The organism is Paenibacillus sp. J22R160, assembly GCF_059692135.1.
Genome location: NZ_JCAUAU010000021.1, coordinates 59,902 through 86,157 on the forward strand (window position 1 = coordinate 59,902; position 26,256 = coordinate 86,157).

General features: G+C 44.7%; 20 protein-coding genes and 2 pseudogenes. 6 read left to right on the forward strand and 16 right to left on the reverse strand.

Annotated features, from left to right (window positions below; all coding sequences use genetic code 11):
• Window positions 1–41: 41 nt before the first annotated feature.
• The 8 genes from AC58UW_RS27655 to AC58UW_RS27690 all read right to left on the reverse strand — a co-directional run bounded on the left by AC58UW_RS27655 (window position 42) and on the right by AC58UW_RS27690 (window position 8,455).
• Entirely contained in the window at window positions 42–890 is an 849-nt protein-coding gene (locus AC58UW_RS27655) for a carbohydrate ABC transporter permease (RefSeq protein ID WP_497423780.1), read from the reverse strand.
• Window positions 887–1,828: a carbohydrate ABC transporter permease gene (locus tag AC58UW_RS27660; protein ID WP_497423781.1), complete on the reverse strand. Its 942-nt coding sequence runs from the start codon at window positions 1,826–1,828 to the stop codon at window positions 887–889. Before AC58UW_RS27660 ends, AC58UW_RS27655 begins: the two co-directional genes overlap by 4 nt.
• A 129-nt stretch (window positions 1,829–1,957) precedes the next feature.
• Window positions 1,958–2,905: a YbjN domain-containing protein gene (locus tag AC58UW_RS27665; protein ID WP_497423782.1), complete on the reverse strand. Its 948-nt coding sequence runs from the start codon at window positions 2,903–2,905 to the stop codon at window positions 1,958–1,960.
• A 46-nt stretch (window positions 2,906–2,951) separates the two neighbouring features.
• Window positions 2,952–6,149 carry a hypothetical protein gene (locus AC58UW_RS27670; RefSeq protein WP_497423783.1) on the reverse strand — a complete coding sequence of 1,066 codons (3,198 nt, stop codon included), beginning with the start codon at window positions 6,147–6,149 and terminating at the stop codon, window positions 2,952–2,954.
• 218 nt (window positions 6,150–6,367) lie between these two features.
• Window positions 6,368–7,072: a metal-dependent hydrolase gene (locus tag AC58UW_RS27675; RefSeq protein WP_497423784.1), complete on the reverse strand. Its 705-nt coding sequence runs from the start codon at window positions 7,070–7,072 to the stop codon at window positions 6,368–6,370.
• A gap of 123 nt (window positions 7,073–7,195) precedes the next feature.
• On the reverse strand, window positions 7,196–7,510 hold the full coding sequence (locus tag AC58UW_RS27680) for a DMT family transporter (protein WP_497423785.1): 315 nt from the start codon (window positions 7,508–7,510) through the stop codon (window positions 7,196–7,198).
• Complete coding sequence (locus AC58UW_RS27685) at window positions 7,510–7,851, reverse strand: DMT family transporter (protein ID WP_497423786.1); 342 nt, start codon at window positions 7,849–7,851, stop codon at window positions 7,510–7,512. The genes AC58UW_RS27680 and AC58UW_RS27685 overlap by 1 nt, the downstream gene beginning before the upstream one ends.
• A gap of 25 nt (window positions 7,852–7,876) precedes the next feature.
• On the reverse strand, window positions 7,877–8,455 hold the full coding sequence (locus AC58UW_RS27690) for a TetR/AcrR family transcriptional regulator (protein WP_497423787.1): 579 nt from the start codon (window positions 8,453–8,455) through the stop codon (window positions 7,877–7,879).
• A 152-nt stretch (window positions 8,456–8,607) separates the two neighbouring features.
• Between AC58UW_RS27690 and AC58UW_RS27695 the strand changes: the two genes are divergently transcribed.
• The 5 genes and pseudogenes from AC58UW_RS27695 to AC58UW_RS27715 all read left to right on the forward strand — a co-directional run bounded on the left by AC58UW_RS27695 (window position 8,608) and on the right by AC58UW_RS27715 (window position 15,585).
• Window positions 8,608–9,156, forward strand: a complete 549-nt coding sequence (locus tag AC58UW_RS27695) for a DUF3231 family protein (RefSeq protein WP_497423788.1) — start codon at window positions 8,608–8,610, stop codon at window positions 9,154–9,156.
• Window positions 9,157–9,554: 398 nt separating this feature from the next.
• Window positions 9,555–10,082 carry a C40 family peptidase gene (locus tag AC58UW_RS27700; RefSeq protein WP_497423789.1) on the forward strand — a complete coding sequence of 176 codons (528 nt, stop codon included), beginning with the start codon at window positions 9,555–9,557 and terminating at the stop codon, window positions 10,080–10,082.
• 145 nt (window positions 10,083–10,227) lie between these two features.
• Window positions 10,228–10,408: pseudogene (locus AC58UW_RS27705) on the forward strand (H-type small acid-soluble spore protein).
• A 274-nt stretch (window positions 10,409–10,682) separates the two neighbouring features.
• Window positions 10,683–15,374, forward strand: a complete 4,692-nt coding sequence (locus AC58UW_RS27710; RefSeq protein ID WP_497423790.1) for a X2-like carbohydrate binding domain-containing protein — start codon at window positions 10,683–10,685, stop codon at window positions 15,372–15,374.
• Window positions 15,375–15,462: 88 nt separating this feature from the next.
• Window positions 15,463–15,585: a hypothetical protein gene (locus tag AC58UW_RS27715; protein ID WP_497423791.1), complete on the forward strand. Its 123-nt coding sequence runs from the start codon at window positions 15,463–15,465 to the stop codon at window positions 15,583–15,585.
• Between the two features lie 126 nt (window positions 15,586–15,711).
• On the opposite strand, the gene AC58UW_RS27720 is transcribed toward AC58UW_RS27715, so the two are convergent.
• From AC58UW_RS27720 to AC58UW_RS27755, 8 genes and pseudogenes are all read right to left on the reverse strand, one after another.
• Window positions 15,712–16,479 (reverse strand): sugar phosphate isomerase/epimerase family protein, encoded by a 768-nt coding sequence (locus AC58UW_RS27720; protein WP_497423792.1) that lies wholly within the window; start codon window positions 16,477–16,479, stop codon window positions 15,712–15,714.
• Between the two features lie 126 nt (window positions 16,480–16,605).
• Window positions 16,606–18,084: an Lsa family ABC-F type ribosomal protection protein gene (locus tag AC58UW_RS27725; RefSeq protein WP_497423793.1), complete on the reverse strand. Its 1,479-nt coding sequence runs from the start codon at window positions 18,082–18,084 to the stop codon at window positions 16,606–16,608.
• 273 nt (window positions 18,085–18,357) lie between these two features.
• Window positions 18,358–19,127: pseudogene (locus AC58UW_RS27730) on the reverse strand (SDR family NAD(P)-dependent oxidoreductase).
• Window positions 19,128–19,388: 261 nt separating this feature from the next.
• A complete protein-coding gene (locus AC58UW_RS27735; RefSeq protein WP_497423794.1) occupies window positions 19,389–20,195 on the reverse strand; it encodes a response regulator transcription factor in 807 nt (268 codons plus the stop codon).
• The gene (locus AC58UW_RS27740) at window positions 20,188–22,047 is read right to left on the reverse strand and encodes a cache domain-containing sensor histidine kinase (protein WP_497423795.1); all 1,860 of its coding nucleotides are present in this window, start codon (window positions 22,045–22,047) and stop codon (window positions 20,188–20,190) included. The genes AC58UW_RS27735 and AC58UW_RS27740 overlap by 8 nt, the downstream gene beginning before the upstream one ends.
• 100 nt (window positions 22,048–22,147) lie before the next feature.
• Window positions 22,148–23,782, reverse strand: a complete 1,635-nt coding sequence (locus tag AC58UW_RS27745) for an extracellular solute-binding protein (RefSeq protein WP_497423796.1) — start codon at window positions 23,780–23,782, stop codon at window positions 22,148–22,150.
• A 28-nt stretch (window positions 23,783–23,810) separates the two neighbouring features.
• A complete protein-coding gene (locus AC58UW_RS27750) occupies window positions 23,811–24,686 on the reverse strand; it encodes a carbohydrate ABC transporter permease (RefSeq protein ID WP_497423797.1) in 876 nt (291 codons plus the stop codon).
• A gap of 19 nt (window positions 24,687–24,705) precedes the next feature.
• The gene (locus tag AC58UW_RS27755) at window positions 24,706–25,656 is read right to left on the reverse strand and encodes an ABC transporter permease (protein ID WP_497423798.1); all 951 of its coding nucleotides are present in this window, start codon (window positions 25,654–25,656) and stop codon (window positions 24,706–24,708) included.
• Window positions 25,657–25,993: 337 nt separating this feature from the next.
• Between AC58UW_RS27755 and AC58UW_RS27760 the strand changes: the two genes are divergently transcribed.
• A complete protein-coding gene (locus AC58UW_RS27760; protein WP_029194307.1) occupies window positions 25,994–26,194 on the forward strand; it encodes a cold-shock protein in 201 nt (66 codons plus the stop codon).
• Window positions 26,195–26,256: the final 62 nt, after the last annotated feature.

Here is a 26,256-nt window from a genome sequence, read left to right on the forward strand (position 1 = left end):
TAGTACCCAACGATTTGTTTCAAAATACTCCTAAGATTCAATCATCCTTTGATCCCTGTTGTGGCGATTCCTTCCACGAAATACTTCTGCGCAAATGTAAAAATGATCACCGACGGGATAATGGAAACGAGCCCCATCGCCAGAAGCTGTCCCCACTGCTGAGCAGACTGCGAATCATTGAGCATTCTTAAAGCCAATCCAACGGTATACTTGTCGACCGAGTTGATATACAGCAGATGGCCGAAAAAGTCGTCCCAATTCCATAAAAAACAATAAATGACGACCGTCAGGAGTGCGGGTTTCGTGAGTGGCATGACGATGCGCCAATAGATTCCGAACCAGCTGCAGCCATCCATTTTTGCCGATTCATCTAGCTCTCTCGGAATACCGCGAATGAACTGAACAAGCAAGAAAACGAAGAAGGTTCCTCCCGCTCCTCCGGCCAAGGAGTGAGGCACAATGAACGGTAAATAGGTATTGACCCAACCGAGATGATGAAACAGCGAATACTGTGGAATGATCGTTACTTGTCCCGGCAGCATGAGGGTTAGCATTAGGATAGCAAACCAGAAATTTCGCAGCCGAAACTGCAACCTAGCGAACCCAAAAGCAACCAAGCTGCAAGAAATAACTGTCGTAAACAGAAGTCCAATGATGAGTTCAAAGTTATTGATATAAAAATCAGTAAACGAATGGCCAGGAATGGCATTCCAGCCTTTCGAGAAATTGCTCCATAGGGGGTGTGCCGGGAACAACCCAGGCATACTCAGCTCTTGATTGGATTTCAACGAAGCTCCGATCCACCACAGAACTGGATAAATCATAGCTAAACTCAAGCATGTTAGGATGACATGCGTCACTATATTTCTACGAAATAAAGGGTTCCTCATCGCTGGTCCTCCTTTTCAGATTCATAGAATACCCAATACTTGGATGAAAGAAAAATGACCGAAGTTGAAACGGCAATAATAAGTAACATAATCCATGCAAGGCTGGAGGCATATCCCATTTGCAGTTGACTGAAAGCGCGTTCATATAAGTATAAGGCGTAAACGTACGTAGAATTCATAGGTCCACCCTGCGTGATGATCATTGCCGGCGTGAACATCTGGAAGGCACCAATGATCCCCATAATGATATTGAAATAGATGGTTGGGGAAAGCATCGGCAGCGTGATGTTGAAAAACTGCCTAACCTTACCCGCTCCATCCGCAGAGGAGGCTTCATAAAGGTCTTGAGGAATTTGTTTCAATCCTGCCAGGAAGATAACCATGGCCGAACCGAATTGCCACACGACGAGCAGAACCAATGTGCTCAAAGCTGTGTCTGGGTTGTTAATCCATCCTATACCTTGAATGCCGAATAGGCTAAGGACTTCGTTGATATACCCGTCTCTGCCAAAAATATTTTTCCATAAAAGAGAAACGGCAATGCTTCCTCCGATTAACGAGGGAAAGTAGATCATTGTCCGGTATGCGGATATCCCTCTAATGCTTTTGGCAAGCAGCATAGCTATGAATAAAGCGGCAATCAGTCTTAGAGGAACAGAACCAAGTACATAGAGGAATGTTACTTTGACTGATTGATAGAATCTAGTGTCTACTGTAAATATTTTCTCGTAATTCCTAAACCCTACCCAGTTCGCCTCTTCAAGCAGCGAAAAGTCGGTAAACGAATAATAAAGGGATTGAATCATCGGATAAAGCGTTAACAACAAGAAGCCAACTAACCAAGGCGAGATAAACAAATGCCCGGTAATGAAGGAATCCCATCGTTTTACTTTGGCAAACCGACGTTTGGATGTTGAGGTTACAATCGTTGTTTCCATCTAGCTCACCTCGTTATGTTTTTAGTTCATTATAGAAACAAACGATAAGCATTACTATAATAGTAAACTCCAATTTCTTTCAATTTACTCAGAAAAAAGAGCCCGCAACGAAGCGGACTCATTTCGAAATTATTGGTCGTTCTGTATAATGTCGTCAATTACATGGAAGTAATGATCCATAATTACTACATTTGTGGTGAACAATTGATTGAATAACTCCATCGTCAATCGGTCATTCTCTACATCGATGCTTGTTCGATAGCGAAGTTCCCCGTCCGTTGCATCCATCTCGAAATTGCCGATCACCAAATCATAATTCTCTTCAAAAAGGAATCTGGCCATCTCTGTCCGCTGCTCTTCAGGAACTAACGCCGGATAGATAGAAAACACGATGCAAATTTGCTTCTCTTCATCTGTGCGCACCAAGACGATCCATTCTCCCTGCTCTCCCGAGAATGTTAAACGAACAATGGTTTCATCTACCCATTCAAATGGCAATTCCATCCGTTTTAAGTAGTCTTCCACAACCTCATTCAACGTAGCTTTAACGAAAGTGGAGGTTGTATTTGAAACTGCAGGCTCTGCCCATTGGGTGCGGTATCCTATTTTCAAAGTACCGCTGCTTTCCAGCTCATCTGGCAAGCTCATCTGCTGCTTTACTTCTGTGATCAGCCAGCTTTCGCTTTGGCGCAGAGGTCGTGAATCTTCAGAATCCTCTAGGAGGGATTGCAGAACATTTTCAACTTCTGAACCGTTGCGCAAAGCCGCTTTCATAAGACTTTGTTTTAAAATTACTTGAAGTTCTATAGGCTGATTCTCATCGAATTTCACTTCTGAATCTCTACTTCTACCTTGAACGAGCAGCCCCATCCATTCTCCGGCCAGCAATTGCTGGTATACACTCCATTCCACTTCAAGATAAAGTGTACATTGTGTCTTTTCCCCGGATACTGTCAGATTCATTCGTTTGGCTGCAGCCTGCACTGCATCACCCATTAGGGTGATAAATGCCATTTCGGTGTCTAAATCCAACCGTGACTGCTCTTCGTTGCCATTACCGCTCAGATCAACCATCATACTAATCTCCTTTACAAAATGATGTGTCTACTCTATGTACATGCTTCTACGGCGTGACCACTGGCACCTGACTAGGTGTAGACGCTGTGCTCGGTGCAGGAGTTGGAACCGGTGTTGTTTGATTGCTTGCCGTACTTGCTGTACTTGTCGCTCCTGTCGCTCCAGTTGTTCCTGCCGTTGCAGTACTTGCCGTTGGGGTACTTGCTGTTGGCGTACTTGCAGTAGGTGTTGGCGCCGGACGGTCCTGGCCACCACCCTCAAAACCTATAAACTCATATTTCGCGGTTTTATCTTTCCGGAATTCTAATTGTCCAAGTCGCTTGGACTTCTCTACAGCCACTTTAACAATCTCTGCATCAACTTCTAGCGATTTTACTTGACTAGCTGATATTGTTATAACCCAAGGGCTTGTTGCTACGCTTCTACCATCATATTCTCTATGGAAACCTATTTCCAGCTTAAGCGCATTGGATAATCCAATTTTGTCAACAGATTCAATATCTGATGCCTCTGAATCTTGGCCGGGCAGCCAGGAACGCATCGTATCGTTAACGGTTTCATCACCTTTAATCCGCGAGGCAAAACTTGCCCCGATATCATCGAAATAATTCCCCGTGAATAACGCATCAGTTCCAGCATCTAGTCCAGTACTGACCACTTGCTTCCCTTTTTCTACTTTAGAAGCGATCCCCTTCCTGAATAGAGCGGTTAGATTTTTGCCTCCGCCAATCGCAGCAGTGACAATTTTGGATGCATACTTGGTGAAATCTCCACCCTCTTCTCCGAATTGGGAAGGGATGCTTGCCGATAGCTGCAGATTCAATTCCTTGAGTTTGGTTTCGTCCCCATTCAAGAAGGTTGCAGATCCTTCAAGACCAAAAGCAACCTTATCTTTGCCAAATTCGATTTCAATTTCGGTTCCTGCTTCAACTGTTGTATTGACTTCGCCTTTGCCAATGCCTTTACCGGTCTTCTCAGCAGTTAACCGCTCTGCCGCAGACATAATATTACCTGCTGCATCCTTGCCCTTCGTCTCAATAATTTCCTTGTTATATTTACTAAGGCGCTTGAATGCAAGCTCAGCAGAAAATGAGGCTACTCCTACGTTAGCTTCCATTGCCAACTTCGTGAGGAAACCAACATTAACCTCAGCTTTTTCATCACCCATATGCATTTCTTCAATCATCATCGCCCACTTCTCAGCTTCAATCAGGCTTGACTCGCCGGATTTACCGCCTTTGCCCCAGAAGTATGCCTGCGCGCTTTCCGGCATCTGTCTGTATAAGCCATAAGAAAGTAAATTCATGACAGTAGCTGTATCCTTAGCTTTTCCTTCAAGGAATAACCCAAACCTTGCATTTGCATCAAAACCAAAGGTCGTAAATCCGGCACCGAAAGTTAATTGCGTATTTACGCTCAATTCATCGGCTTCCCGCTCTGCCTCACCAGCGAATCCGAAAAGGAAGTAGGCATTACCACCACCCGCTGCGGAGGCAACCGGAATTTTCAATTCAAGCTCTAATGCGCTTGCATCCCCAGGATTAGGTGTTGAAATATCAATTAAATGACCGACTTTTGTTAGGCCGGATGAGAGATCGCTTGCTTCTACGGACTTGACTAGTTTTTGGGCAAGCTTCTTCGTTTTAACATCATCTTGAATCGCAGCTTTAATTTGTGTCGTTTTAGCCGCATCTGGTAATGTCGCAGCAACAGTCCCTTCTGCCTTTGTTCCCTTCGTCAGCTTTCTAGCTTCAAGTACAGCTTTATCTTTGTTTAATTTCAGTAATTTTTCTGCGCTTGCTTCTGCACCCTTGATGCTAGCAGCTCGAATCTTATCCGGCGTTGCAGCAGCAGATCTAGCCACTTCATAGGCAGAAGTTTTGGCAGCTTTTGTAAACTCATCAATGGTAAGGCCTTTAGGAATTATTCTTTCTAGAATGAGATTAGCCTCATCCCTCATTACATCGTCTACAAGGACTTTGGATTCCTTATGGGCTATAGCTTTCGTAGCCGTTTTCACATATTCCTTTTGCATAGGGCCAGCAGTACTTGTCGATGCCGATGTCGCACTAGCAGATGTTGCACTTGTCGGCGCACTTCCTGAAGGTGCAGCGTTTGTGGGTACAGAAGCAGATGTTGGATTATCAATCGCGTCATTGATCTGAGCATTAACTTTGGTACGCGCTGCCTTTTTAAGATCCTCACGGTACGCATTCAACTCTGCTGATCTTCTGAAAGCTCTTCGTCCCACGCCTAATTTCGACAATACTGCCGATTTCATAGGATTGAACAACACGGTTTGATAAATGTTTTCCATATCTTTGATGTCTCTGGTTGTCCCATCAACGGTTTCTTGTCTCACCACGTTTTTGTCAACCAGACTGCTATCCAGGCCAATCCGTGTCGTTAACTCATCCGTTCCTGTCGTGCCTACACCAACGGAATCAAAGCCTGAAACAGCTCCAGCTGTAGTTGGGGCAGCGAATTTTACAGCAATAGCCGCTTTTGAAGCCGTAACCGCACTAGTAAATAATGTTTTGGCGTATGCATCTAGTTTTTTCTTTGCATCAGCAGCCGCTTTTGTTTTCTGCTTTTCAAATGTTGCATTATTTAAATTTGGCGTAATCTGATAGGCTTTATTCGCCTCTTCTTTCATTGCGGTTTTTTTAGTGGCGGCAAACTCGCTATCAGCTACTTCAATGGCATAGGCTTTTAACTTCGTAATCATAATGCCATCGGCTTTTTCTTGGGCGAACTTATAAGCATCTTCTCTTTGTTCTGCTGTACCTGTTGTCCCCATGCTCGCTTTGATTTCTTCTTTTACTTTTCCAACGACATTTTTTCGAATAGGATCCGCTTGCGAATCCGAAGTCAAATACGTATCGATATTCTTCTTCAGTTTCTCACTTATTTCAGTATAAGAGCTATCAACGAGTGACGTAACTTTCGCGTCGCGCGCAGTTACAAGATCAGCATTTCGCTGTTGCTGCTGCTGTGATACGACAGGAACTGGAGGTGCGCTGGCACCACCAGCTCTTTGTATAACTGGATGTGTATTCCCCATCCTTTGAACCATACCCTGAACCGCCCTGTTGCCAAGGGTCCTCTGCATTTGCATAATACTTGCAGGTGTCATTTGACGCGCATCCAATGTGCTTGGAACTTCCGTCTCTGACCTACCCGGTTGAGCTTGAACCGAAGTTTGGCTGCTAGTTGTCCGATTTGCGGATGTATGTTCACTCACAACTAAGCCCCCCTATAGCTACAATAAATCCACGTCAGCCTCTATTTTTGCAAAAAAAACGCTCATGTTGTCGAATAATAGTTCAATTATACCATGACCGCCACTAGGAATAGTGAAATATTTTTGTGATAGAAAAACGAAAAACCGCGGAGCATCATGCTCTCGCGGTTTTTATGAATGAGTGTTGTTTTAAACTAACATCCTACCTTAGACCTATCTTAACGGCTCGCTATTTCCAACTCATCACCAGGTGCCATTGCTTTGCCTTTTAACCCTCGTGCCTCAAGCTGCTGCACGAAAAGCTCCGCGTCTTGCTTGATACCTGGGAACGTACTGTGGTGAATCGGTACTGTCAGTTTCGCGTTGTACCATTCCGCGGCTTGGAGCGCATCTTCCGGTCCCATGGTGTAGAAGTCACCAATCGGCAAAAAGACCACGTCGATCGGATGGCGATCGCCGATCATTTTCATATCGCTGAACAACGAGGTATCCCCTGCGTGCAGGATCGTCAAGCCTTCAGCGAACACGAGGAACCCGGCAGGCATCCCCGCGTACAGAATTTGTTTGGTTTCCTCGACAACAATGCCTGAGCTGTGGAAAGCTTGAACCATTTTCGCCTTAGCGAAGCCCAGATCGAACGTGCCTCCCATGTTCATGCCGACACTATTTTTTACCCCCTGCCAAGACATATAGGCCGCAAGCTCAACAATAGAGACAACAGGTGCGTCATTATTGGCACTAGCTATAGGTGCAGCGTCAAGAATATGATCCATATGAGCATGCGTCAGCAGCACGGCATCAGCTTTGATGTCCTCAGGCTTAATTTGGGCTGCAGGGTTACCGCTTAAAAAAGGATCGATGATGAGAGATTTCTCCCCTGTATGAATTTGAATGCAGGCATGACCATGATAATTGATTTTCATAGAATCGCACTCCTTTATTTCTTTGTTATTTATGTCTATTATTACATAAGATATCTATTTAGGAAACTTTTCTTGATGGACGGTTCGCTCTTATCTATGCATTTTTTTTGTAAAGCTATGTGGTTAAGCAATTAATTTCAAACCAACAGCCGCGCTTAGTACCATCGAAATGAACATCATACGTTTCCAATCCTTGGATTCGCCATAAAAAAGCATTCCGATGATGGCGCCACCGACCGTACCAATCCCTGTCCAAATAGCATAGGAAGTGCCCATCGGCAAGCTTTTCATGGCCAGGCTCAAAAGCGTGAAACTCATAACAATACCAACGATGAAAAGGCTAAACGAGCGAAAATTTTTGGCCTTGTTAATTTGGTTCATACCCACGACGCCTACGACTTCGAACACACCGGCAAACATCAGAAAAATCCAACCCATTAGACGGCAGCTCCTTTCTTATGATTCTCCTTCGTGACAAATTTCAGTCCGAATACACCGGATAAAAGCAGAATAATAAGGAGTACTTTTAGAATCCTGAACGGTTCTCCAAACAACAGCATTTCTACCAGCACTGTTCCTGCTGTCCCCAACCCCGTAAAGACGGCATAGACAGTACCCACTGGCAGTTTCGTAGACGCGCTAATGACTAGATGAAATGAGATATACATCGCAATGACCGTGCCTATCCACAGCATCGTTGTATCTGAATGTTTTAAACCTGTGACCCATAGAACTTCAAAAAACGCCCCTATAAATATATAAATCCAATTACGATTCATGGTGTATGGTCCTCCTCCTGTTGATTTATTTTTTGATGCCGCGCCAATAGACGAACCAAGAAGCCTCTATTCGCTTCATCGACCTTTCGACTCCACCGAATAGCAATTCTACAAACATGCCATCGAGCACAGCAAGAAAAGCAACTGTCGCCATTTCACTGCTGACCTCTTGACTTATGTTCCCTTTTGCAATTGCTTTCTCGAATAGCGGTATTAACATCGTTTCAATTGTATCTAAATAGTGATAACCCTTTTTGACAATAATATCGTAGAGATGAGTTGGCGGGAAAAAGGCTACACGCAAGAAAAATTTCGTATTGTCATCCTTTTCATAGCAATCTTGATATTGGATCAAGAAGCCATAAAGCAGCTGGTCAACCTCAAGATTTTTATAGCGTTCAAGATATTCAAGAACAAAGTTCAATTCCCGTGCCAGTACATCGTCAAGCAGCTCAAGGAAAAGTTCATCCTTCCCCTTAAAATGCGTATAGATCGATTGTTTTTTGATGCCTACATCGGTTGCAATATCCGCTAGTGATGCACCTTCATATCCGTTACTGGCAAAATGCTTAAGAGCAACCTCTTTAATCCGAGTAGCCGTCATCTCTCATCACCCTTCCGAACGTTCGTCAGGAAGATTGTATCACGTACTCATTTTAATGGCAACTCACAAGCCTAACCTTACCAAACTAACGGAATCCGAATAATTGTTGAAACATAAAAACAAACTAATGAAAAACAAAGGATGGTGCACGATTGACTAATCTACTTGAGACGGTCATTGATGTAATGAAAACACTCGTTGATGACGAACCTAAACCACCTTTACATATAGGCGAAGCAATGACTTGTTGGATGTACTTAACCATGCTTGAAGAAGAAATAGCCAATGTGCAGGTTGGACTCAACACATCTATGGATAACGATTTGTTGGATGCTCTTCATGCATCTATGGAGATAGCAAATGCGCAAGCGAAAACACTAAGGGATTTTATGCTGCAAGAAGGCGTGACTCTCCCTCCAGTATCTGAAAAAAAACCACAGTCAGATCCGCAGGCCATACCCATGGGTGTTAAATTGACGGATGATGAGATTGCCAATGCACTTTCCATTAAAGTTGTCGCAAATTACATGATGTGTGCAACTGGTGCTGTACAATCCGTGCGCAATGATGTAGGAATTATGTTTGCTGGATTTCAAGCAGAGAAATTGAAGTACGGAGCTTCGTTAAAAGCTTTAATGCGGAAACGCGGCTGGATCAAAATCCCTCCGTACTATGTTCCTAATGGCCTGCCTACACAATAACTTTCAACAGAAAAACAAAGAGCAGCTAACACTTGAACTCCGGTTTAAGTTTTAGCTGCTCTTTGTTTATGTATGAAAACTCAGCTAATTACGCCGTTTAAGTGAGTCTGTCAACACCTCTCACTTGAATAGATCACTACTTACTAATATCAAAGGCTTAATAATAAAATTCTCCTTCTCCGAATGGCTTAAACCGTTGATCTATCAGGCTTTTTGTTGTCATCGGCTCGTCAAGAATAATTTTTTTAGGAGATTCTCATGGTTTTTTAATAATGTGGGCTTTACCCTTACCAGCACAAGGTTTGCCCTTCTTCTAGCAAATAATAGGAGACTTCCAGTCTGCTATACTAGGCTCAGCTAAGAAATTAGCGCCTATAATAAGGAGGAGGACAACAACTATGAAATTACATCATAAATGGAGCAAGCGCTTAGCAATTATGACAATTGGAGCAACCATTGCTATCTCAGGAGGGGTAATTAGTAGTCCACAGTCTACTCAAGCTGCAACTGATGCTGATACTGTTACTGTTGATGCTACAATAACTTCAACGTCGAGAGCGGATAGCATCATCTCTTTAGGCAAAAGATATTTGGGTACACCATATAAATTCGGTGCTCAAGTTGGACAAACGCGAAACTTTGACTGCTCGACATTGACGAAATACATTTTCGGAAAATACGGCATTTACCTGCCGCGAACAGCTGCTCAACAATCCAAAATGGGTAGTTTTGTTTCAAGAAGCAATTGGAAGAAAGGCGACCTGCTATTCTTCTCCGTTCCTGGTAGATCAGGAGTCGGTCATGTTGGCGTTTATGTTGGAAATAACAAAATGTTGAACACTTACGGTGCTGGCGGTGTGAAAATCACTACGATTAACTCCTATTGGAATTCTCACTACATGACAGCGCGACGTGTGATTAGATAGTATATTAACTTGTAAAATGGACGTTTGACGAACTATTGATCTCTTTGAGATCGGTAGTTCGTTTTTTATTTGCCAACCTAATAATTAGCTGCTTAAGGGGATACAATAGGATCGAGTTTACAATACCTGAAGGAGATTAACTGACGTGAATAAACTACGTGCCTCACAAATCGCAGCTTCACCAGTTATGGCTAACGTTTCTTGCGACAGTGTTCCGATCTATATTCAAAATGTTCGATGAAGCCAATGAAACGGCGAGAATTTATCCGCTTGACCAGCCTGACCAAGAACAAGAAGTCCCTTTGCATAGTTTGGTTGAACATTAAAATTGGACAAAATTGAAAAGAAATGAATCCAAGAAGCTGCCCTCGTAGTTAACGCTACTAGTAGGGACAGCTTCTTTTTCGTTGCCATATGACCAACGGTCCGTAAAGCGCAAAAAGGGATGGCGCATTCTTTTTGAAAACGGGCAATTGGTACGGTTTAGGGCAGAAATGTACCTATCCACATTCAGAAATGATCTTATATAATCGGACATGTGCAAGTGCGGTAGCGCTTACATTCGTGAAATTATTTCAACGACAAAGGAGACAAGTGAAGATGAAAAGCAGATTGCAACGCCGAAGGAAGCTATGGCTGGGATTGCTGCTCGCTATCGTTGTCATTGCCCAGATCGGCTATGTCCCGCCCGGTCAAGGCAAAGTCGAGGCGGCCGACAATGGCTTGGCACAGAAGCCTTATATGGGCTGGAGCAGTTACAGTATGCAGGTCTACGACGGTCCATCCGGTAACTGGATTTCCGAAGCAAAGATCAAGAAGATGTCTGACGCCATGCACGAGAAATTGCAGGCTCACGGTTACAAATATATCAATATCGATGCCGGCTGGAACGGCAGCATGGACGAATACGGCAGACCCGTACCGAGTACGACCCTATACCCTGGAGGCTTCCAGAATCTCGTCGATTACGTCCACGGAAACGGGCAAAAACTCGGCATATATTTGATTCCCGGGGTTTCGCCTGATGCGGTGACTCGCAACTTACCTATTTATAATGCGCCTGGCTGTACGATCGGTGATATTGTCGTAAAGCCTTACAAGTTCGCGGATTACTGGAACATCGGCTACAAAATTGATTTCAGCAATCCTTGCGCCCAAAAATATATTGATTCCATCGCAGATGAGATCGCTTCCTGGGGCGTAGATTTCGTCAAATTCGATAGCGTCACCCCGGGTTCCGGGCATAACGACGTCAGCATCGATGCACGTGACGATGTCAAAGCTTGGTCAACGGCGCTTAGTAGACATCATATTTGGTTTGAGCTGTCCTGGGCGCTTGACCACAACTACGTGGATTATTGGAAAAAATACGCGAATGGCTGGCGGGTCGATTGGGATGTGGAATCCTATGACCGCGAAGTCGGGATGACGCAATGGGCCAATATTGCGCGTTTATTCCCTGACGCAGCGCTTTGGTGGCGCGATGCCGGACCGGGCGGCTGGAATGATTTCGACTCCCTGAATGTCGGCAACGGCGCTACCTCCGGTTTGACCAAAGACGAACGGCAAACAGCAGCTACGCTGTGGGCAGCCTCGGCCGCGCAGTTCTATACGGGCGACGACTTGTCGAGCCTCGACGCCTATGGTCTTGATCTACTTACAAATGATGAAGTCATCGCTGTGAATCAAGCTGGACGCCCCGTACACCCGGTATCAACGTCAACCAATCAGCAAGTATGGTACGCGAATAACGGTGACGGTACGTACACGGTTGCCCTTTTCAACCTGGGCAACAAAGCAGCACCTGTTACCATTAACTGGAGCGACATTGGTCTCAGCGGCCCAGCTTCCGTTCGCGACCTGTGGGGCCATACCGAGCTTGGCAATTACGCTTCAAGTTATGGTCCAGTTTCCTTGGAGCCGCACGCTTCCCGTTTATTCAAAGTAACCGCGCAAAGCGGCACTTCTTTCGTTAATGACGATGACACTGGTGTGAGATACACAGGCACTTGGACACGAAACGGCGGCAAAGAATTAGCCCGTGATGCACAGGACTTGTCCATTGCCATCACGGACTCTTCTCCTGCTCTTACTAACCAAATCATTAATAATGTTCCACAGCAAGCTGGTTCATTCGACGCCACGGTCTCTCACGCTGTCTATATCAACGATACGGATTCAGCGATTCAGTATTCGAACAAGTGGGGGCACAACGGCGGAAGACCCTTTGGGGACTACCTGGATGACGTTCATTACGGCGAATCGGAGGGTAGCACACAGCCGGAGTTCAGCTACTCCTTCACGGGCACTGGCATTGAAGTCTTCTCAGAGCAAGGCACTGATAATGGACGGATGGACGTTTATATCGATGGGCAGCTGAAAGGCACTGTCGATGCTGAAGGTCCACAGCAATCCGGCCTATATTCGGTCTATCGCATCGCCGATCTTCCGCAAGCTCCGCACACACTCAGGGTGGTACGAAACGGCAGCGGCCAACACTACTTCATCCTGGACGCTTTAAAGGTGACGACAGAAACACTGCTAAGCCAACCTTCTGTGAACAGTTTTGACAAAGATCAGCCTACGGACATTACGACGACTCTAACCCTTGGCGCAAGCTCGTTGACAGCCATTAATAACGGCTCTGCATCGCTGCAGCCAAATACAGACTACACGATAAGCGGCAATCTTGTAACGATTAAGAAAGAATACCTGCTCCAGCAGCCATCTGGGCAGCCTATCCAGCTGAAGTTTACTTTTGCCGGTGGAGACTCGCAATCGATTTCCATCGACATCACTGGAACATCACTCAACCCTTCGACTGCCGCCTTTGACAAGAAAACATCGGCTCAAGCGGACATCTCTACCACACTTACACTTGGAAGCAGCAACAGTCTGACAGGCATTATGAACGACACAGCCAGTTTAACGCTTGATCAGGACTACACAGTTACAAACGGTGTTGTGAAAATCTTAAAATCCTATTTGAACCAACAGCCTGTTGGACTAACGAATTTGACTTTCACATTCAGTTCGGGAAGTTCGAGAACGTTAGCCATAACGATCAGCAACTCTTCATCGCCCGGAAGGTTCACTTACATCAATGACGACAACGCGGAAATCCACTACACCGGGGCTTGGAACCGCAGTACCAACCGCCCTTTTAACGATTACGGCAAAGACGTTCATTATGTCGAGCAAAACAACGATTTTTTCACCTACACGTTTAATGGCACTGGCATTACTTATATAACAGAAGTTGATCAAGGCCAAGGCGATGTGGACATCTACATAGACGGTCAACTACATGGAACTGCTCATACTTTTGGAGCGAATTCGCACAATGTTGCCGGGCAGGAAGTCTATAGCGTTATGAACCTGACACCTGGCATTCATACGCTGAAAGGGGTCAAAAAGTCAGGCCAGTTCATGCTCCTGGATGCGCTCAAAGTGCAACAACCCGAACTGATTGACATCTCTGCCGCTGACTTCAACAAAACGGCTGCTGCAGATGTGAGCATTAACATCCTGGGCAACCCAGATAGCTTACGCAGCATTTCGAACGGCGCCAAAACACTCGTGAGCCCTACCGATTATGAAATTAGCGGTAAGCAAGTGACGATTAAAAAAGAGTATCTGGCCGCTCAACCTGTCGGCAGCTTGAAGCTTACTTTCTCTTTCACAGGTGATTATGCCGATGATGTCCATGCAACTACCGTGAATGGTGACTCCTACCTCTATACCTTCACAGGAAGCGGTATCGAACTCCTCGCTCCAACGGGGCCGGAGCTGGGTGATATCGACATCTATATCGATGGCGTGTTGAAGGAAACAATCAATGCCCATTCTGCCATTCGGAGTGCTGGAGAAAGTCTTTACCGCATCTCTTCACTTCCGAAAGGCGCTCATACTTTGAAAGCGGTCAAAAAATCAGGCAACTACATGCTCTTAGATGCTTTCAAATTTGATATTGCCGCAAAAGTCGACACACCTTCCGTTCCTCAAAATGGTGGCGGTTATGGCGGAGGCGGAGGCGGTGGCATCACTAGCTATAACGTCGTCCGTACCGCACAAGCGGATGGAACAAACAAAGAAGAAGTCAAGATTTCGGCTGACAATGCGAAAATGTTGATTCAGAATTCCAAGGCTTCTAGCACCAAGTCGGCTGTCATTACCCTACCCGATGCCAAAGATGATGTGTCCATGACGAGTGTTCAGATGAGCAAAGAATCGCTGAGTTTGCTAGGTGACAGCGGGCTCAACCTCGTTTTCGATACAGATAATGTTAAAGTCCAGATTTCGAATGACTCGCTCAAAAGCTTAAAAGATGATATTTATTTCAACCTTGTTCCTGTGAAAGCTTCGAGTGCCGGCCAGGATTTGGAGCGGCGCGCAAATGCGGCGACGGTTGTACTAAGCGTTGCTGGTGGCGGCCAGACCTCTCTGGTTGGCCGTCCGGTAGACATTGTGACTAACCTTCAAAATCAAGAAGTCACTCTCGTCCTTCCGCTTCCAGAAGGCCTGAGCGATGCCGAGATTCAACAAATCGGTGTCTATGTTGAACACAGTGATGGGACTAAGGAGTTTAAAAAAGGCACTGTTACAACGATCGAAGGCGGTCGCGGCATTCAATTTACGACAAGTAAATTCAGTACGTATGCGCTTTTGAAAGTCGATGGCCGGACCTTGTCCTTCTCGCACGAACCGTACATTCAAGGTTATGACAACAGCTTGTTCCATCCGGACAACCGCATTACCCGCGCAGAAATGGCTATGATTCTTTCACGCATAGCGACTAAACCAGCATCAGGCAGCAGCAGCGAATACGCTGACGTAAAGAAAGATCTTTGGTCTTATGATGCCATTGCCCAAGTTTCACGCATGGGTCTGATGCAAGGTTACGCAGACGGCACCTTTAAACCGGATCAACCGATCACCAGGGCGGAAATGGCAGCTCTTGCTGCACGGTTCGCGGTGGGTACTAAAGGAACTGGCGCAGGCTTTACCGATACGTCCGGCCTTTGGGCCGAAGACGCTATCAAAGCTGCGCAAGGCGCGGGCTACTTGAACGGCTATGCCGATGGCACTTTCGCTCCAGCCAATCCGCTCACTCGCGCAGAAGCCGTTGCCGTAATCAATCGTGTACTCGGTCGAGGACCGCTTCACGGAATCATGCACTCACCTTGGACTGACGTTCCGGACAATCATTGGGCTGTTTATGACATTGAGGAAGCTTCGGTCCGCCACTCGTTTGAGCCGCTAGCTACCGGTGGAGAAAAAACTGTGGAGTAATCCCAACAATCGTCTTTATAGAAAAAGGGTATTTCAACTTCGTTGAAATACCCTTTTTCTATAGTGGAGGTCTTCCTATAAACCTTCAGTGATGAACCATCAAAGCGCCTCAGGTAAAATAGCTGGAGAAACTACCGTTCATCTAAGCTGCTCGTTGGCAGCAATTGAAATAACGGTAGAAACTCCAGCTAAAGTGTCGGTAGTACCTTAAACTTGCTGAATTTCGCGAAATTAGATGTAGAAAATCCAGTTAGCAACCGCAAAAGTAGAACAATGGCAGAAAATAGCAGGAGAAATCGGCGTTGCTTATACGTGGAGAAACTACCCTTATTTGCTTCTAAGCTTTTGCCCCTAATTTTGCTAAATTGGCAAAACTAATCTCTAAGCTTTCGAATGGATTCCGGTCATAACAATCGTCCTGCTCGACCGCTGCCCATTCCACTCCAATGTCTTCGCAGGCTTGAATAATTCTTTTGAAATTCATATTGCCTTCCCCAACCTCGGAGAAACGCTGTTTCCGATCTGGAGTCACAATCATATCTTTGAAATGCACAACCTTCATGCGTCCATCCATTTTACGTATCCACGCCACAGGATCTGCCCCGCCAGCTTGTACCCAGTAAACATCCAACTCAAAATCGACACTATCAGGGTCCGACATCTCAAATAAAATGTCCATGCCTGTCTTCCCATCATATTTGGCGAACTCAAAGTCATGATTATGATAAATAAACTGTAATCCGGCATCCTTCAACTGTTTTCCGAACTCTGAAGCTTGTTTGGCGAATGTCGCATAGCCTTGGCTGTTTTCCCGAAACTCAGGCGGTAGACCGCCTAAACCGACATATTTACAATCCCATGCTTGATGCTTCTTAATGACGCCATCCATATCGTTCAACAAGTCGTTATATCCGATATGAGTCGCACAGATCGTCAACCCTTCTTGGTCTGCAAGCGCTTTAAATTCTTGAATGTCGATGGGTCCAACACCGGAAGCTTGTACAGCCTGGTACCCCATTTGCTTTACTTTTTTCAAGCTTTCGCTAATATCAGCGGGTGTTTTCAGAAAGTTGCGAAGCGTATACAGTTGCGCGGCGATTCTCATTCCTATCACTCCATTCATCAAATTTGAGTCATTTCATATATAACATAGAATGAGGCGTTTGAGCCACAAATTTTTCCATAAATAAAGCTGCCGTTTCTATGCACGGCAGCTTCGTTAGATATCTTTTTAGAGTTCAATGATTTTAGTTGCAACGTTCTGACAAAATTCCCTGTCATGCTCCACAAAAAGAATGGTTGGCGAATATTCAAGCAGTAACTCCTCTATTTGCATACGAGATATGACATCTATGAAATTTAGCGGTTCATCCCAAATATGCAAATGTACTTGCTCGCTAAGACTTTTTGCTATTAACACCTTTTTCTTTTGTCCACCACTGAACGATGAAATATCCTTTTCAAATTGAATTCTGGAAAAATCCAGCTTTCTCAAAATCGACTTGAAAAGACTTTCATCAATCCCACAGTCCGCAGCATAGTCAGATAAATTGCCTTGAAGATGCGATGTGTCTTGGGATACATAAGATATTTTCAACTGGCTGTCCTTCCGGATCTGGCCTGTATAATTCATATCCTCGCCGCAAATAAGCTTGATGATGCTTGATTTTCCCGAGCCATTTTGTCCCGATAGTGCAATACGTTCACCTTGCTCAATTATGAAACTTAAATCTGAGCATACGGTCTTCTCGCCGTAATAAATGGACACATGATCCAGCTCAACAAGCTGGTTTTTGTGAAATGCAAGTTGCGAGATCTCTAAGCTTTCTGAGCTCTCGATATTTTTGAGGAGTTTAGACTTTTCATGGATAGCCGTATGCTGTCTTTGCTCAATAGCTTTAGAGCGTTTCATCATTTTAGCAGCTTTGTGGCCAATATAGCCTTTATCCACTTTGGAACCGGAATTTCTTGTTCCGTTTTTTGTTTTTTCCACTTCGTGCGACCAGTTGCCCGTCCGTTTGGCGGAATCTGACAATCGTTTGATGTCTTTTCTTAGTTTTTCGTTCTCAGCCAGCTCGAAGTGATCTTGCCGCGACTTATTCTCCCACCAACTTGAGAAATTTCCCTTTTGAATTTCTATGTTGGTCTTATTGATGGATAAAATGTGGTCTACACAGTTATCAAGAAATGATCGGTCATGTGACACCAAAATAAATCCACTTTTCGACTTGAGATAATCACTCACCAGCTTTCTTGCTTTCATATCCAGATGATTAGTCGGTTCATCAATTAACAGGAAACTATTCTCTTTGATGAATAAAGCAGCCAGCAGCACTTTCGTTTGCTCTCCATTAGACAAGGAGTCAAATGGCCGGTACAAGACATCCTCCGAAACCTTTAATAGCGAAAGCTCGCGCATTAACTGCCAGTGAATATAGTCTGGATAAATGTCGCTGATGACATCAATGGTATGATTCCCTTTGTTCTCAACTGGAAAAGGGAAATATTCAAAACTGACACTCGCAGAAATATGTCCACTGTATTCATACTTACCGAGCAACAGATTGAGAAACGTTGTCTTCCCTCTGCCGTTTCTTCCTGTAAAGCCTAATTTCCAATCGGTATCAATTTGGAAGTTAACGTTTTCGAAGATGTTATCGTAGCTTCCTTCATAAGCAAACGTCAGGTTTGTAACATTTATTAATGACATAGCATGATCCTCCTGTATGAAAAAAATAAAAGCTACAAGAAAGTTACATTCTTGTAGCTCAAATAAATACAGTTAATTAACCCCTATACGGAGTTAAATAAGGATATATCGTTTGAGTGAAAGATAATGTAACTTTCCTGCATACGAAATAAAACATGCGAAAAATCGCTAGAATGTTTTACCGTTAGCAAGAAAACCTACATTATGCCTTCAACTCCACTCATAAAAATTTAATTGTATTATATCAGACTCATTTTACAAAATCAATAAAAATTAAAGTTTACGAAAAGCCGGAGCGCCCATCGGAGATGAGCCCGCGCCGCCATCTACGCTAATTTCAGCACCTTGAACAAAAGAGGAGTCATCTGAAGCCAAGAACAACGCAACGTTGGCGATTTCCACTGGTTCACCCAAGCGATTCATCGGAATCTTAGGCGCTATCGCAGCTTCTACTTGTGCTAATCCTTCAGGCTGGCCCCAAATTGGCGTCCGCGTGGCTCCTGGTACGATCGTATTTACGCGGATACCACGTGGAGACAATTCCGAAACGAGCACTCTTGCCATGCTGGTAACTGCGCCTTTACTTGCAGCATAGGCTGCATAACCCGGGTTTCTGCTTTGGCAAGCACAGAGCCGTTCAAGATCACGGAAGCTCCTGCGTTCAGATGAGGCAAAGCAGCTTGAACGGTGAAAAATACCCCAGTAACGTTTACCTGAAGAATTTTCTCAAAAAGAGAAAGTTCCGTTGCTCCCACTGGCGTATTTCCAGAAATACCTGCATTAGCGAAAACAACATCCAGTTGGCCGAAAGTATGGATTGCTTCAGACACAGCTTTTTCTGAACTTGTTGGATCAGTGGCATCTGCTTGAACAGCATGTACATTTGAAGCACCAAGCTTCTCAACCGCGGCGTTCAAGGCTTCCTGATTGCGACCGGTGATAACCACCTTCGCACCTTCTGCCACAAATAATTTTGCTGCTTCAAAACCAATACCGCTGCTTCCTCCTGTAATTAACGCAACTTTCCCATTCATTTTTCCCATTTTCTATCTCTCCTTTTTATGAATCATCATAGTTTTTATTGAGAATGATCATTCTTAAATTTTCAAAAAAAAATGTGACTACCTGTTTCTTTTTTTTGAAACTGCATGACCTCTTCCGTACAGATAGTATCTTAGCATATTAAGAATGATTGGTAAAGAATTATTTTATAACGAACATTCTCATAAGTTCATCTTGTCCTCCATCCGTTGTTGAATATCCAACTAGAAATGTGGGGAAAACTATTAATAGCCGTATATCGTTTATAAAAACTTATTGCGGTACTCCGAAGGTGTCGCCCCATACTGCTTCTTAAAGCTCTCTCTGAAATGGTCTTGATCTGTATACCCAATCCTGTCGCAGATTTCATAGATTTTAATCGCTGGATCCTTTAGAAGCCGAACCGCCTCTTCCATACGAAGACGAATGATTGCATGGTTTATAGTCACACCAGTTACTTCTTTAAAGAGTAGATTCAAATATTTATCGCTTAATCCAACGGCTCCCGCTACATCTGACAGCGACAGCTCCTTACGCATATATCCCTCTTTAATAGACTGGATCGCCTGTTCAACCAGCTTCTTCTTTTTCAAATTTCCGCTCCATTCCACATGAAGCAAGGATTCCGTCAAATTAGGGAGCGTTTCTTTGGCTGCAGCTTCCGCGATTTTCAAAGCGAGACGTTCTTCTTGTTCCTTGCGCAGTACGTCAACAGCATTGGCAAGTACTTTCTCAATAGCTTCTGGGTCAATTGGTTTCAATACATAATCCAGCACCTGCAGTTTAATCGCCTGCCTGGCATGCTCAAATTCATTCAGCCCTGATAAAATGATACAGCGGATATCCGGATTACGGGATTTGATGATCTCCATCAACTCCAATCCATTCATTTTGGGCATGCCGATATCCGTCAAGAGAAGATCCGGTTCCTCGCGTTCTAACCAGTCTAGCACCTCTTGCCCATTCTCCACAGCTCCTAGAAGGTGGATATCTAGAGCTTCCCAATGGATGGAACGCACCAAAGTCTCACGTACAATTTTCACATCTTCCGCAATCAGCAGCTTAAACATGCGAAGCATCCTCTCTAACGACCGCTCGTTCTAGACGGTAAGGCATAACAACTTCTACGCTGGTACCCGCACCCTCCGCTACTTTCAAATAACGCAAACCATATCCGTCCCCGTCATGCAGTTGGATTCTCCGGTGAACATTCATCGTTCCATAGCCGCTTCCATCTTCGTGCGATATGCCATCATCTCGTACAGGCTGCTGCCTAAGCCTACGATTCATCTTATCCGCATCGCAGCCACGGCCGTTATCATCGACCCTGATGACGAGCTCTCCCTGCTCTAATCTAGCCGAAATGACAATTCGGCAGCCGCTGTTGCGTTCAGCGAAACCGTGAATGATCGCGTTTTCTGCTAACGGTTGCAAAATGAGATGAACGATGGTTGCCGACAAGAGTTCACTCGGTATTTGGACATCAAAGGTCAAATCATCGATCATCATTTTCTGAATATGAAGATAGGCTTCGACTTGCTTGATCTCCTCTTCCAATGAGATCCAGGTATGCCCCCGATTCAGACCGTAGCGAAATACGTTGGCAAGGGAACGAACAATCTGACTCGTCTCCCGATCCCCTGTCATGATGGCCCTACAATTAATTAGATCCAAGGTGTTATATAGAAAATGGGGATTGATCTGAGCATGTAACAGCTCCAATTGAAGCTGCCGGCGTTCAATTTCTTCGGTAAATGATTTTTCGATCAGACTATGGATCGTTACGAGCATGGACGCGAACTTCTGGTTCAGCTCATCGACCTCATAGATCCCCGTTCTTTGTGACGGAAGCGGCTCCTTAAACTCCACAACTTCCGGACGCTGTATGGCAGTGACCAGCCTTGTAATAGGTACAGTGACTCGAACGACGATTCTTCGGAGCCATATACCCGCTATGAGTAAGGCGGCAGCTGCCGTGGCAGCGCCAATTGCCGAAATTGCGAAGGTGTACCTGCTGAAATGGCTGTTGGGAGCTACGGCGAGAAGCTTCCATCCATTCTTCAGTGTCTCGTACATAACCCTGTAGGTTTCGCCCTCCATCTTTGTTTCGAGCGAGCCTTTGGAGCCGGTTAATTGCCCGACATAAGGCAATCCTCCAGTGTCCGCGAGAAAGTCGTAGCGCTCGCTGTAAATGACACGATTGTTTGCATCAAGCAGCAGATGAAAGCCCTGATCTAACGGAGCATTATCGAACACGCCTTTGATGCTGCGGGTATCCGCTCCGACGATCACGGTACCAATGCTTCGGCCGTCTTTGAGGCTCGCTTTTTTCCTTGCCGAATAGATCATTGCAGCGTTTGCATCCGTCCTTTGACCCCACCACGCATTCTGCTGCTTCCCGTTAGTCAGACTTTGATACCATGCTTGATCATGTAAATCACCATTTTTAAAAATGCCCGTTGTCGGGTAAAAATGATCCGGAGCCATCGCGTATAACCCACTCTCCGGTTCCAATATGACGGATACTACGTAGGATTGCTGCGCGATGTTGCCTGAGCCGAAGTCGTTCAGTAGTGACAATAAAGATAGATTCTGCAAATTAGTCTGTAAAGTGTAATAATCGTCTGCCGCTTCGTAAGGCTCTTGATACGTATTCTTTAGCAAATTTTCAATGGATTGATTGCTTAATACAAAAGCCGCAACATTATTCATCGTATCAAATTGATATTCAATATTTCTATAAACGAATTTCATGGACTGTTCCGCCATTTTGACGGAATGGTCGTTCTGTACCCGGATGAGAATATAACTGGCCGCAGCCGCAAAAAGTGCGATGAACGTGACAATCAGTGCAAATATCGGAAGACTGAGCCTAGACAATAATCCTGAACTGCCGCTGTGTTTTCGTATACGAATAGCCATCCAAACCAACCCTTTTTCACCGACTTCATCACAGAAGCCCCTTCCGTTTCTACCTACAGAGGGGCTCCAGCAATTCAGCTGCGGTTCGAGTATACAGTAATCATACACCTGATTTTTTCTTAAAAGAAGCCTCTAGTTCCGAAAGAATCTGTGTGCCGCCTTGCGATTTCCATTTTTCCACAAATTCGTCGAACTTCTTACCATCAGCACCCAAAATAATCTGGGTAAAGACAGAATCACGCATCGTGTTCAGTTCCACAAGCTTCGCAATTTTCGTAGGGGAATCCAGATAATTGGAGGCATCCGTAATTTGGTACTTATTATTGATGGCTACATCCAAAGCCTGCGATTGTCTAAGAGGCAGCGACTCCAAATAACGAGGCCAGCCTTTCAAACCGGGCGCGAACAAATAGCTTTGAATACCGCGGAAATTCCCGCTCTTATCCTGCTGCGTCTTGGGATCGAGTAAATCGGTAACCAGCTTCATCTTGCCGTTGTCAATCTTGTAATCTTCCCCTTCAATGCCCCATACCGTTAACATTTGATTCTCCAACGACAAGGAGTTTTCGATAATGGCTAGAACCTTTTTTGGGTCTTTCGTTTTGGCGCTGATTGCATGCATTTGTCCGAAAGGCGCCCCTGCAGGAGCTACGGCTTTACCATCTGAGCCAACAATAGAGTCCGTCAAAGTCAAATATTTAAGAGGTTGAAAGGATTGATCGGGTAGTTTCCCGTCTGAAGCAAGCTTACCACTTTTCTTGAGCTCGTTCGTTTCTACTTGAGTGTCGTAATCGTTCGGCGTCGACCACCAGCCCATCCAGGAAAATAACTTCCCGCTATACAGTTTCGCACGCAGCTGTTCTTCCTTAATGGTCGCGAATTCCTTATCGATGAGCCCATCTGCATACATTTTTTGCAAATAAAGCAGGGCATCTTTCATTTTCGGATCAATGTCATAATTGCTGAATTTACCGTCCTTCTCCGTAAAATAGCCCGGTGTTACGCCAAATGCACCAAAAATATGGTCAAAAGAATTGTTGGCATATTTCTGTTGGCCAATCTGCGCTGTATAGCCGCCTAACGGGATGACATCCGGTTTATCTGCCTTGATTTTTTTCAGCAAATTGTTATACTCATCAAGCGTTTTGGGTACCTGAGCGCCTGCGCTATCCAAATAATCTTTACGCATGACTAGATTCCAGCGGTATCCAGCCCCAGGACCCCCTTGATAAGGAATGCCGTAAATTTTACCGTTTACTTTTGCCTGCTCGAAAACTTCTTTCGGAACTTCCTTGAGAATATTCGGGGTATCTTTTTCATTAATTAGATTCGTGAGATCGAAAAAAGCACCTTGTTGCGCATACTTCTGGAAATCATCGGCAAAATCAATCCGCACCACATCGGGGATATCTCCGCTCGACATCTTCAGATTCAGCTTCGTTTTATACTGCTGGACATCCACCATCTCTGGCACGATTTTGATATTCAGTTTCTTCTCCACCGTATGCATGATTATATCTTTCGATGGATCATAGGGCTTGGAAATATCCTGCGCTTTTAACCATTTCAGTTCATAGGGCTCATCGCTTTTCGGTACCGCAGAGACAGCAACTTCAGTTGGCGATGATGTAGCAGCAGACGGATCAACAGCTTTGCTGCATCCTGCAAGCGTTACGGTCCCTGCCAATATGGCTGCAATTGCACTGTAGGACCAAACTTTACCTTGATTTGACATGTTGACATGACCTCCTAGAATTGTCTTTCTAACCCTTCACAGAACCAATCAGCATCCCCTGTTCAAAATGCTTTTGAATAAACGGATAAATCAGCAGCATCGGCAGTGCTACAATCACAATTGCGGCCATTTGGATGCCTATTGTAGGTGGCGGCGTAGAACCTGCTGCTTCTAGCAGCTCCGGCGGAAGGCTGGAACTGGCAATAATGGTGCGTAGTACAAGCTGTACGGGAGCTTTGTGCCAATCTGTGACATACAGCATCGCATTAAAGAAATCGTTCCAGTAGACAACCAGATAGAGTAGTCCAATCGTTGCAATAACCGGCTTGGATAAAGGCAGGACGATCTGCCAAAGGATTCTAAATTCGGAAGCCCCGTCAATGGAAGCGGATTCCCGCAAGCTTTCAGGAATACCTTCAAAGAAAGATTTCATTATGATCATATTGAAAGCGCTGTACGCCAAAACCAAAATAAGCACATAATTAGTGTTCAATAATCCTAACTGCTTAATGGTGATGTAAGTGGGAATCATCCCCCCTTTAAACAACATGGTGAAGATGAAGTAAAGCATGAAGATCCTGCGCCCAGGCAATTTTTTCTCCGCAAGTGCGTAAGCCGCTGTTGTCGTAAGGAATAAAGCGAGCAGGACGCCTCCAACCGTATTTCGGATCGTATTGCCATAAGCTTCAAAAATGAGCGAGCCTTCCCTCAGCAAATACGTGTAGTACTCCAAACTGAACGAAGTTGGAAACAATATCAAACCATTTTTTTCGCTGAAAATGTGATAAGGCGTCACTGAAACAGAAATAACATACCAGAAAGGAATGACAATGACGATGGTAATGACCGTTAGTATCAAATAATTCGTGGCGACAAAAACGTTCTCGCCTTTCGTTAGCTTCATCGGTACTCTTCCCCTTTTGTCAGAAAATGCCGGAATCATTTATCCGCTTGGCGATATAATTGGCGACGAGCATCATGACAAGGCCAATAGCTCCTTTGATAACGTCAGCCGCAGCGGCAAGGCTAAGACTAAACTGCTCAATGCCAACACGGTAAATGTACGTATCCAGAATATCTCCGACTTCAAAGACCATCGGATTGTACAAATTGATGACTTGATCAAGCCCAGCGCTCATAATATAGCCAACCCGTAGGATGAAGATGACGATGATTGTTCCTGTAATTCCTGGCAAGGTAACGTGAGTAATTCGTTGAAACCGTGTCGCTCCGTCCATAATGGCCGCTTCATAAACTTCTGGATTGAGTCCGGCGATTGCGGCAATATAGATGATAGCTGCCCATCCCATCTCCTTCATGGCATCCGTGACAACCAGAATCGTTCGAAAATACATTGGTTCAACGAGTAGATAAACGGGATCGCCTCCGAAAAACTCAATGATTTTGTTAATGACCCCGGTTTCCGGCGAAAGGAGCAGCGTGATAATACCTCCATAAACGACCCAGGAAACGAACCTCGGCAGGTAGACTGCGGTTTGTAGCGACTTTTTGAACCATACGACACGTATTTCATTTAGTGCAAGCGCTAGCAAAATCGGACATAGAAAACCGCTTATCATTTTATACAAGCTTATGAGCAAGGTATTCTTGAACGCATTCAGAAACATCTCCGATTCGAACAGCATCCGAAAATACTTGAAGCCAACCCATTGGCTGCCCGAAAAGCCCTGTATGGCGTTGTAATCCATGAAGGCAATGCTAATTCCGTAAAGCGGAAGATAATCAAAAATGAAGACCCATAAGAATGCCGGAACTAACAAGACATACAGCAGCTTATATTTCCAAATCCTCCTTATCTGCCTGTGTAAGGGCTTTTCTTTGGCAGTTGTGATCTTGGCGGTCACCAGTTCCATTTCTATTTCCTCCTGTCCGACCTCTATCTCTAACCTTTCTAAGCAAGAAAGTGTTTACATGATTAAGCTTAAAGGAAATCGAAGGGGTGGAAAACCCGAGCGAAGGACAAAAATGCAGGGTAAAAGTCTTATTTCAATTGATTTTTAGCAAGATAAATAGCTTGTACAGACAAAAAATTGCTTTACTGACGATCATGTGTTAAGATACGTTTATAAATCGACTTCGCATAAATTCACATATTGAAAAGGTGATCATTTGTGTAATGGTAACTTTTTCAATGTGTGATTTTTTTTGTCTAAAAATACATGTTAAATAACTTTTTGGAGGTAACATATTATGGAAACAGGAACAGTGAAATGGTTTAACGCAGAGAAAGGCTTTGGCTTTATCGAAATGGAAGGCGGAAATGACGTATTCGTACATTTCTCCGCAATTCAAGGCGACGGATTCAAATCTTTGGACGAAGGTCAACGCGTTCAATTTAACGTAGCACAAGGCAACCGCGGTCCTCAAGCCGAGAACGTTGTTAAACTGTAATACGGATACACACAGGAAACTGTCCTTAACATGTGTTAAGGGCAGTTTTTTTATCTAAGGAG

Coding starts and splice junctions, on each gene's coding strand:
- AC58UW_RS27685 (WP_497423786.1), bottom strand. CDS start 7,851: ATGAATCGTAATTGGATTTATATATTTATAGGGGCGTTTTTTGAAGTT.
- AC58UW_RS27690 (WP_497423787.1), bottom strand. CDS start 8,455: ATGACGGCTACTCGGATTAAAGAGGTTGCTCTTAAGCATTTTGCCAGT.
- AC58UW_RS27665 (WP_497423782.1), bottom strand. CDS start 2,905: ATGATGGTTGATCTGAGCGGTAATGGCAACGAAGAGCAGTCACGGTTG.
- AC58UW_RS27755 (WP_497423798.1), bottom strand. CDS start 25,656: ATGGAACTGGTGACCGCCAAGATCACAACTGCCAAAGAAAAGCCCTTA.
- AC58UW_RS27740 (WP_497423795.1), bottom strand. CDS start 22,047: ATGGCTATTCGTATACGAAAACACAGCGGCAGTTCAGGATTATTGTCT.
- AC58UW_RS27710 (WP_497423790.1), top strand. CDS start 10,683: ATGAAAAGCAGATTGCAACGCCGAAGGAAGCTATGGCTGGGATTGCTG.
- AC58UW_RS27660 (WP_497423781.1), bottom strand. CDS start 1,828: ATGGAAACAACGATTGTAACCTCAACATCCAAACGTCGGTTTGCCAAA.
- AC58UW_RS27750 (WP_497423797.1), bottom strand. CDS start 24,686: ATGAAGCTAACGAAAGGCGAGAACGTTTTTGTCGCCACGAATTATTTG.
- AC58UW_RS27735 (WP_497423794.1), bottom strand. CDS start 20,195: ATGTTTAAGCTGCTGATTGCGGAAGATGTGAAAATTGTACGTGAGACT.
- AC58UW_RS27720 (WP_497423792.1), bottom strand. CDS start 16,479: ATGAGAATCGCCGCGCAACTGTATACGCTTCGCAACTTTCTGAAAACA.
- AC58UW_RS27675 (WP_497423784.1), bottom strand. CDS start 7,072: ATGAAAATCAATTATCATGGTCATGCCTGCATTCAAATTCATACAGGG.
- AC58UW_RS27655 (WP_497423780.1), bottom strand. CDS start 890: ATGAGGAACCCTTTATTTCGTAGAAATATAGTGACGCATGTCATCCTA.
- AC58UW_RS27700 (WP_497423789.1), top strand. CDS start 9,555: ATGAAATTACATCATAAATGGAGCAAGCGCTTAGCAATTATGACAATT.
- AC58UW_RS27745 (WP_497423796.1), bottom strand. CDS start 23,782: ATGTCAAATCAAGGTAAAGTTTGGTCCTACAGTGCAATTGCAGCCATA.
- AC58UW_RS27760 (WP_029194307.1), top strand. CDS start 25,994: ATGGAAACAGGAACAGTGAAATGGTTTAACGCAGAGAAAGGCTTTGGC.
- AC58UW_RS27725 (WP_497423793.1), bottom strand. CDS start 18,084: ATGTCATTAATAAATGTTACAAACCTGACGTTTGCTTATGAAGGAAGC.
- AC58UW_RS27680 (WP_497423785.1), bottom strand. CDS start 7,510: ATGGGTTGGATTTTTCTGATGTTTGCCGGTGTGTTCGAAGTCGTAGGC.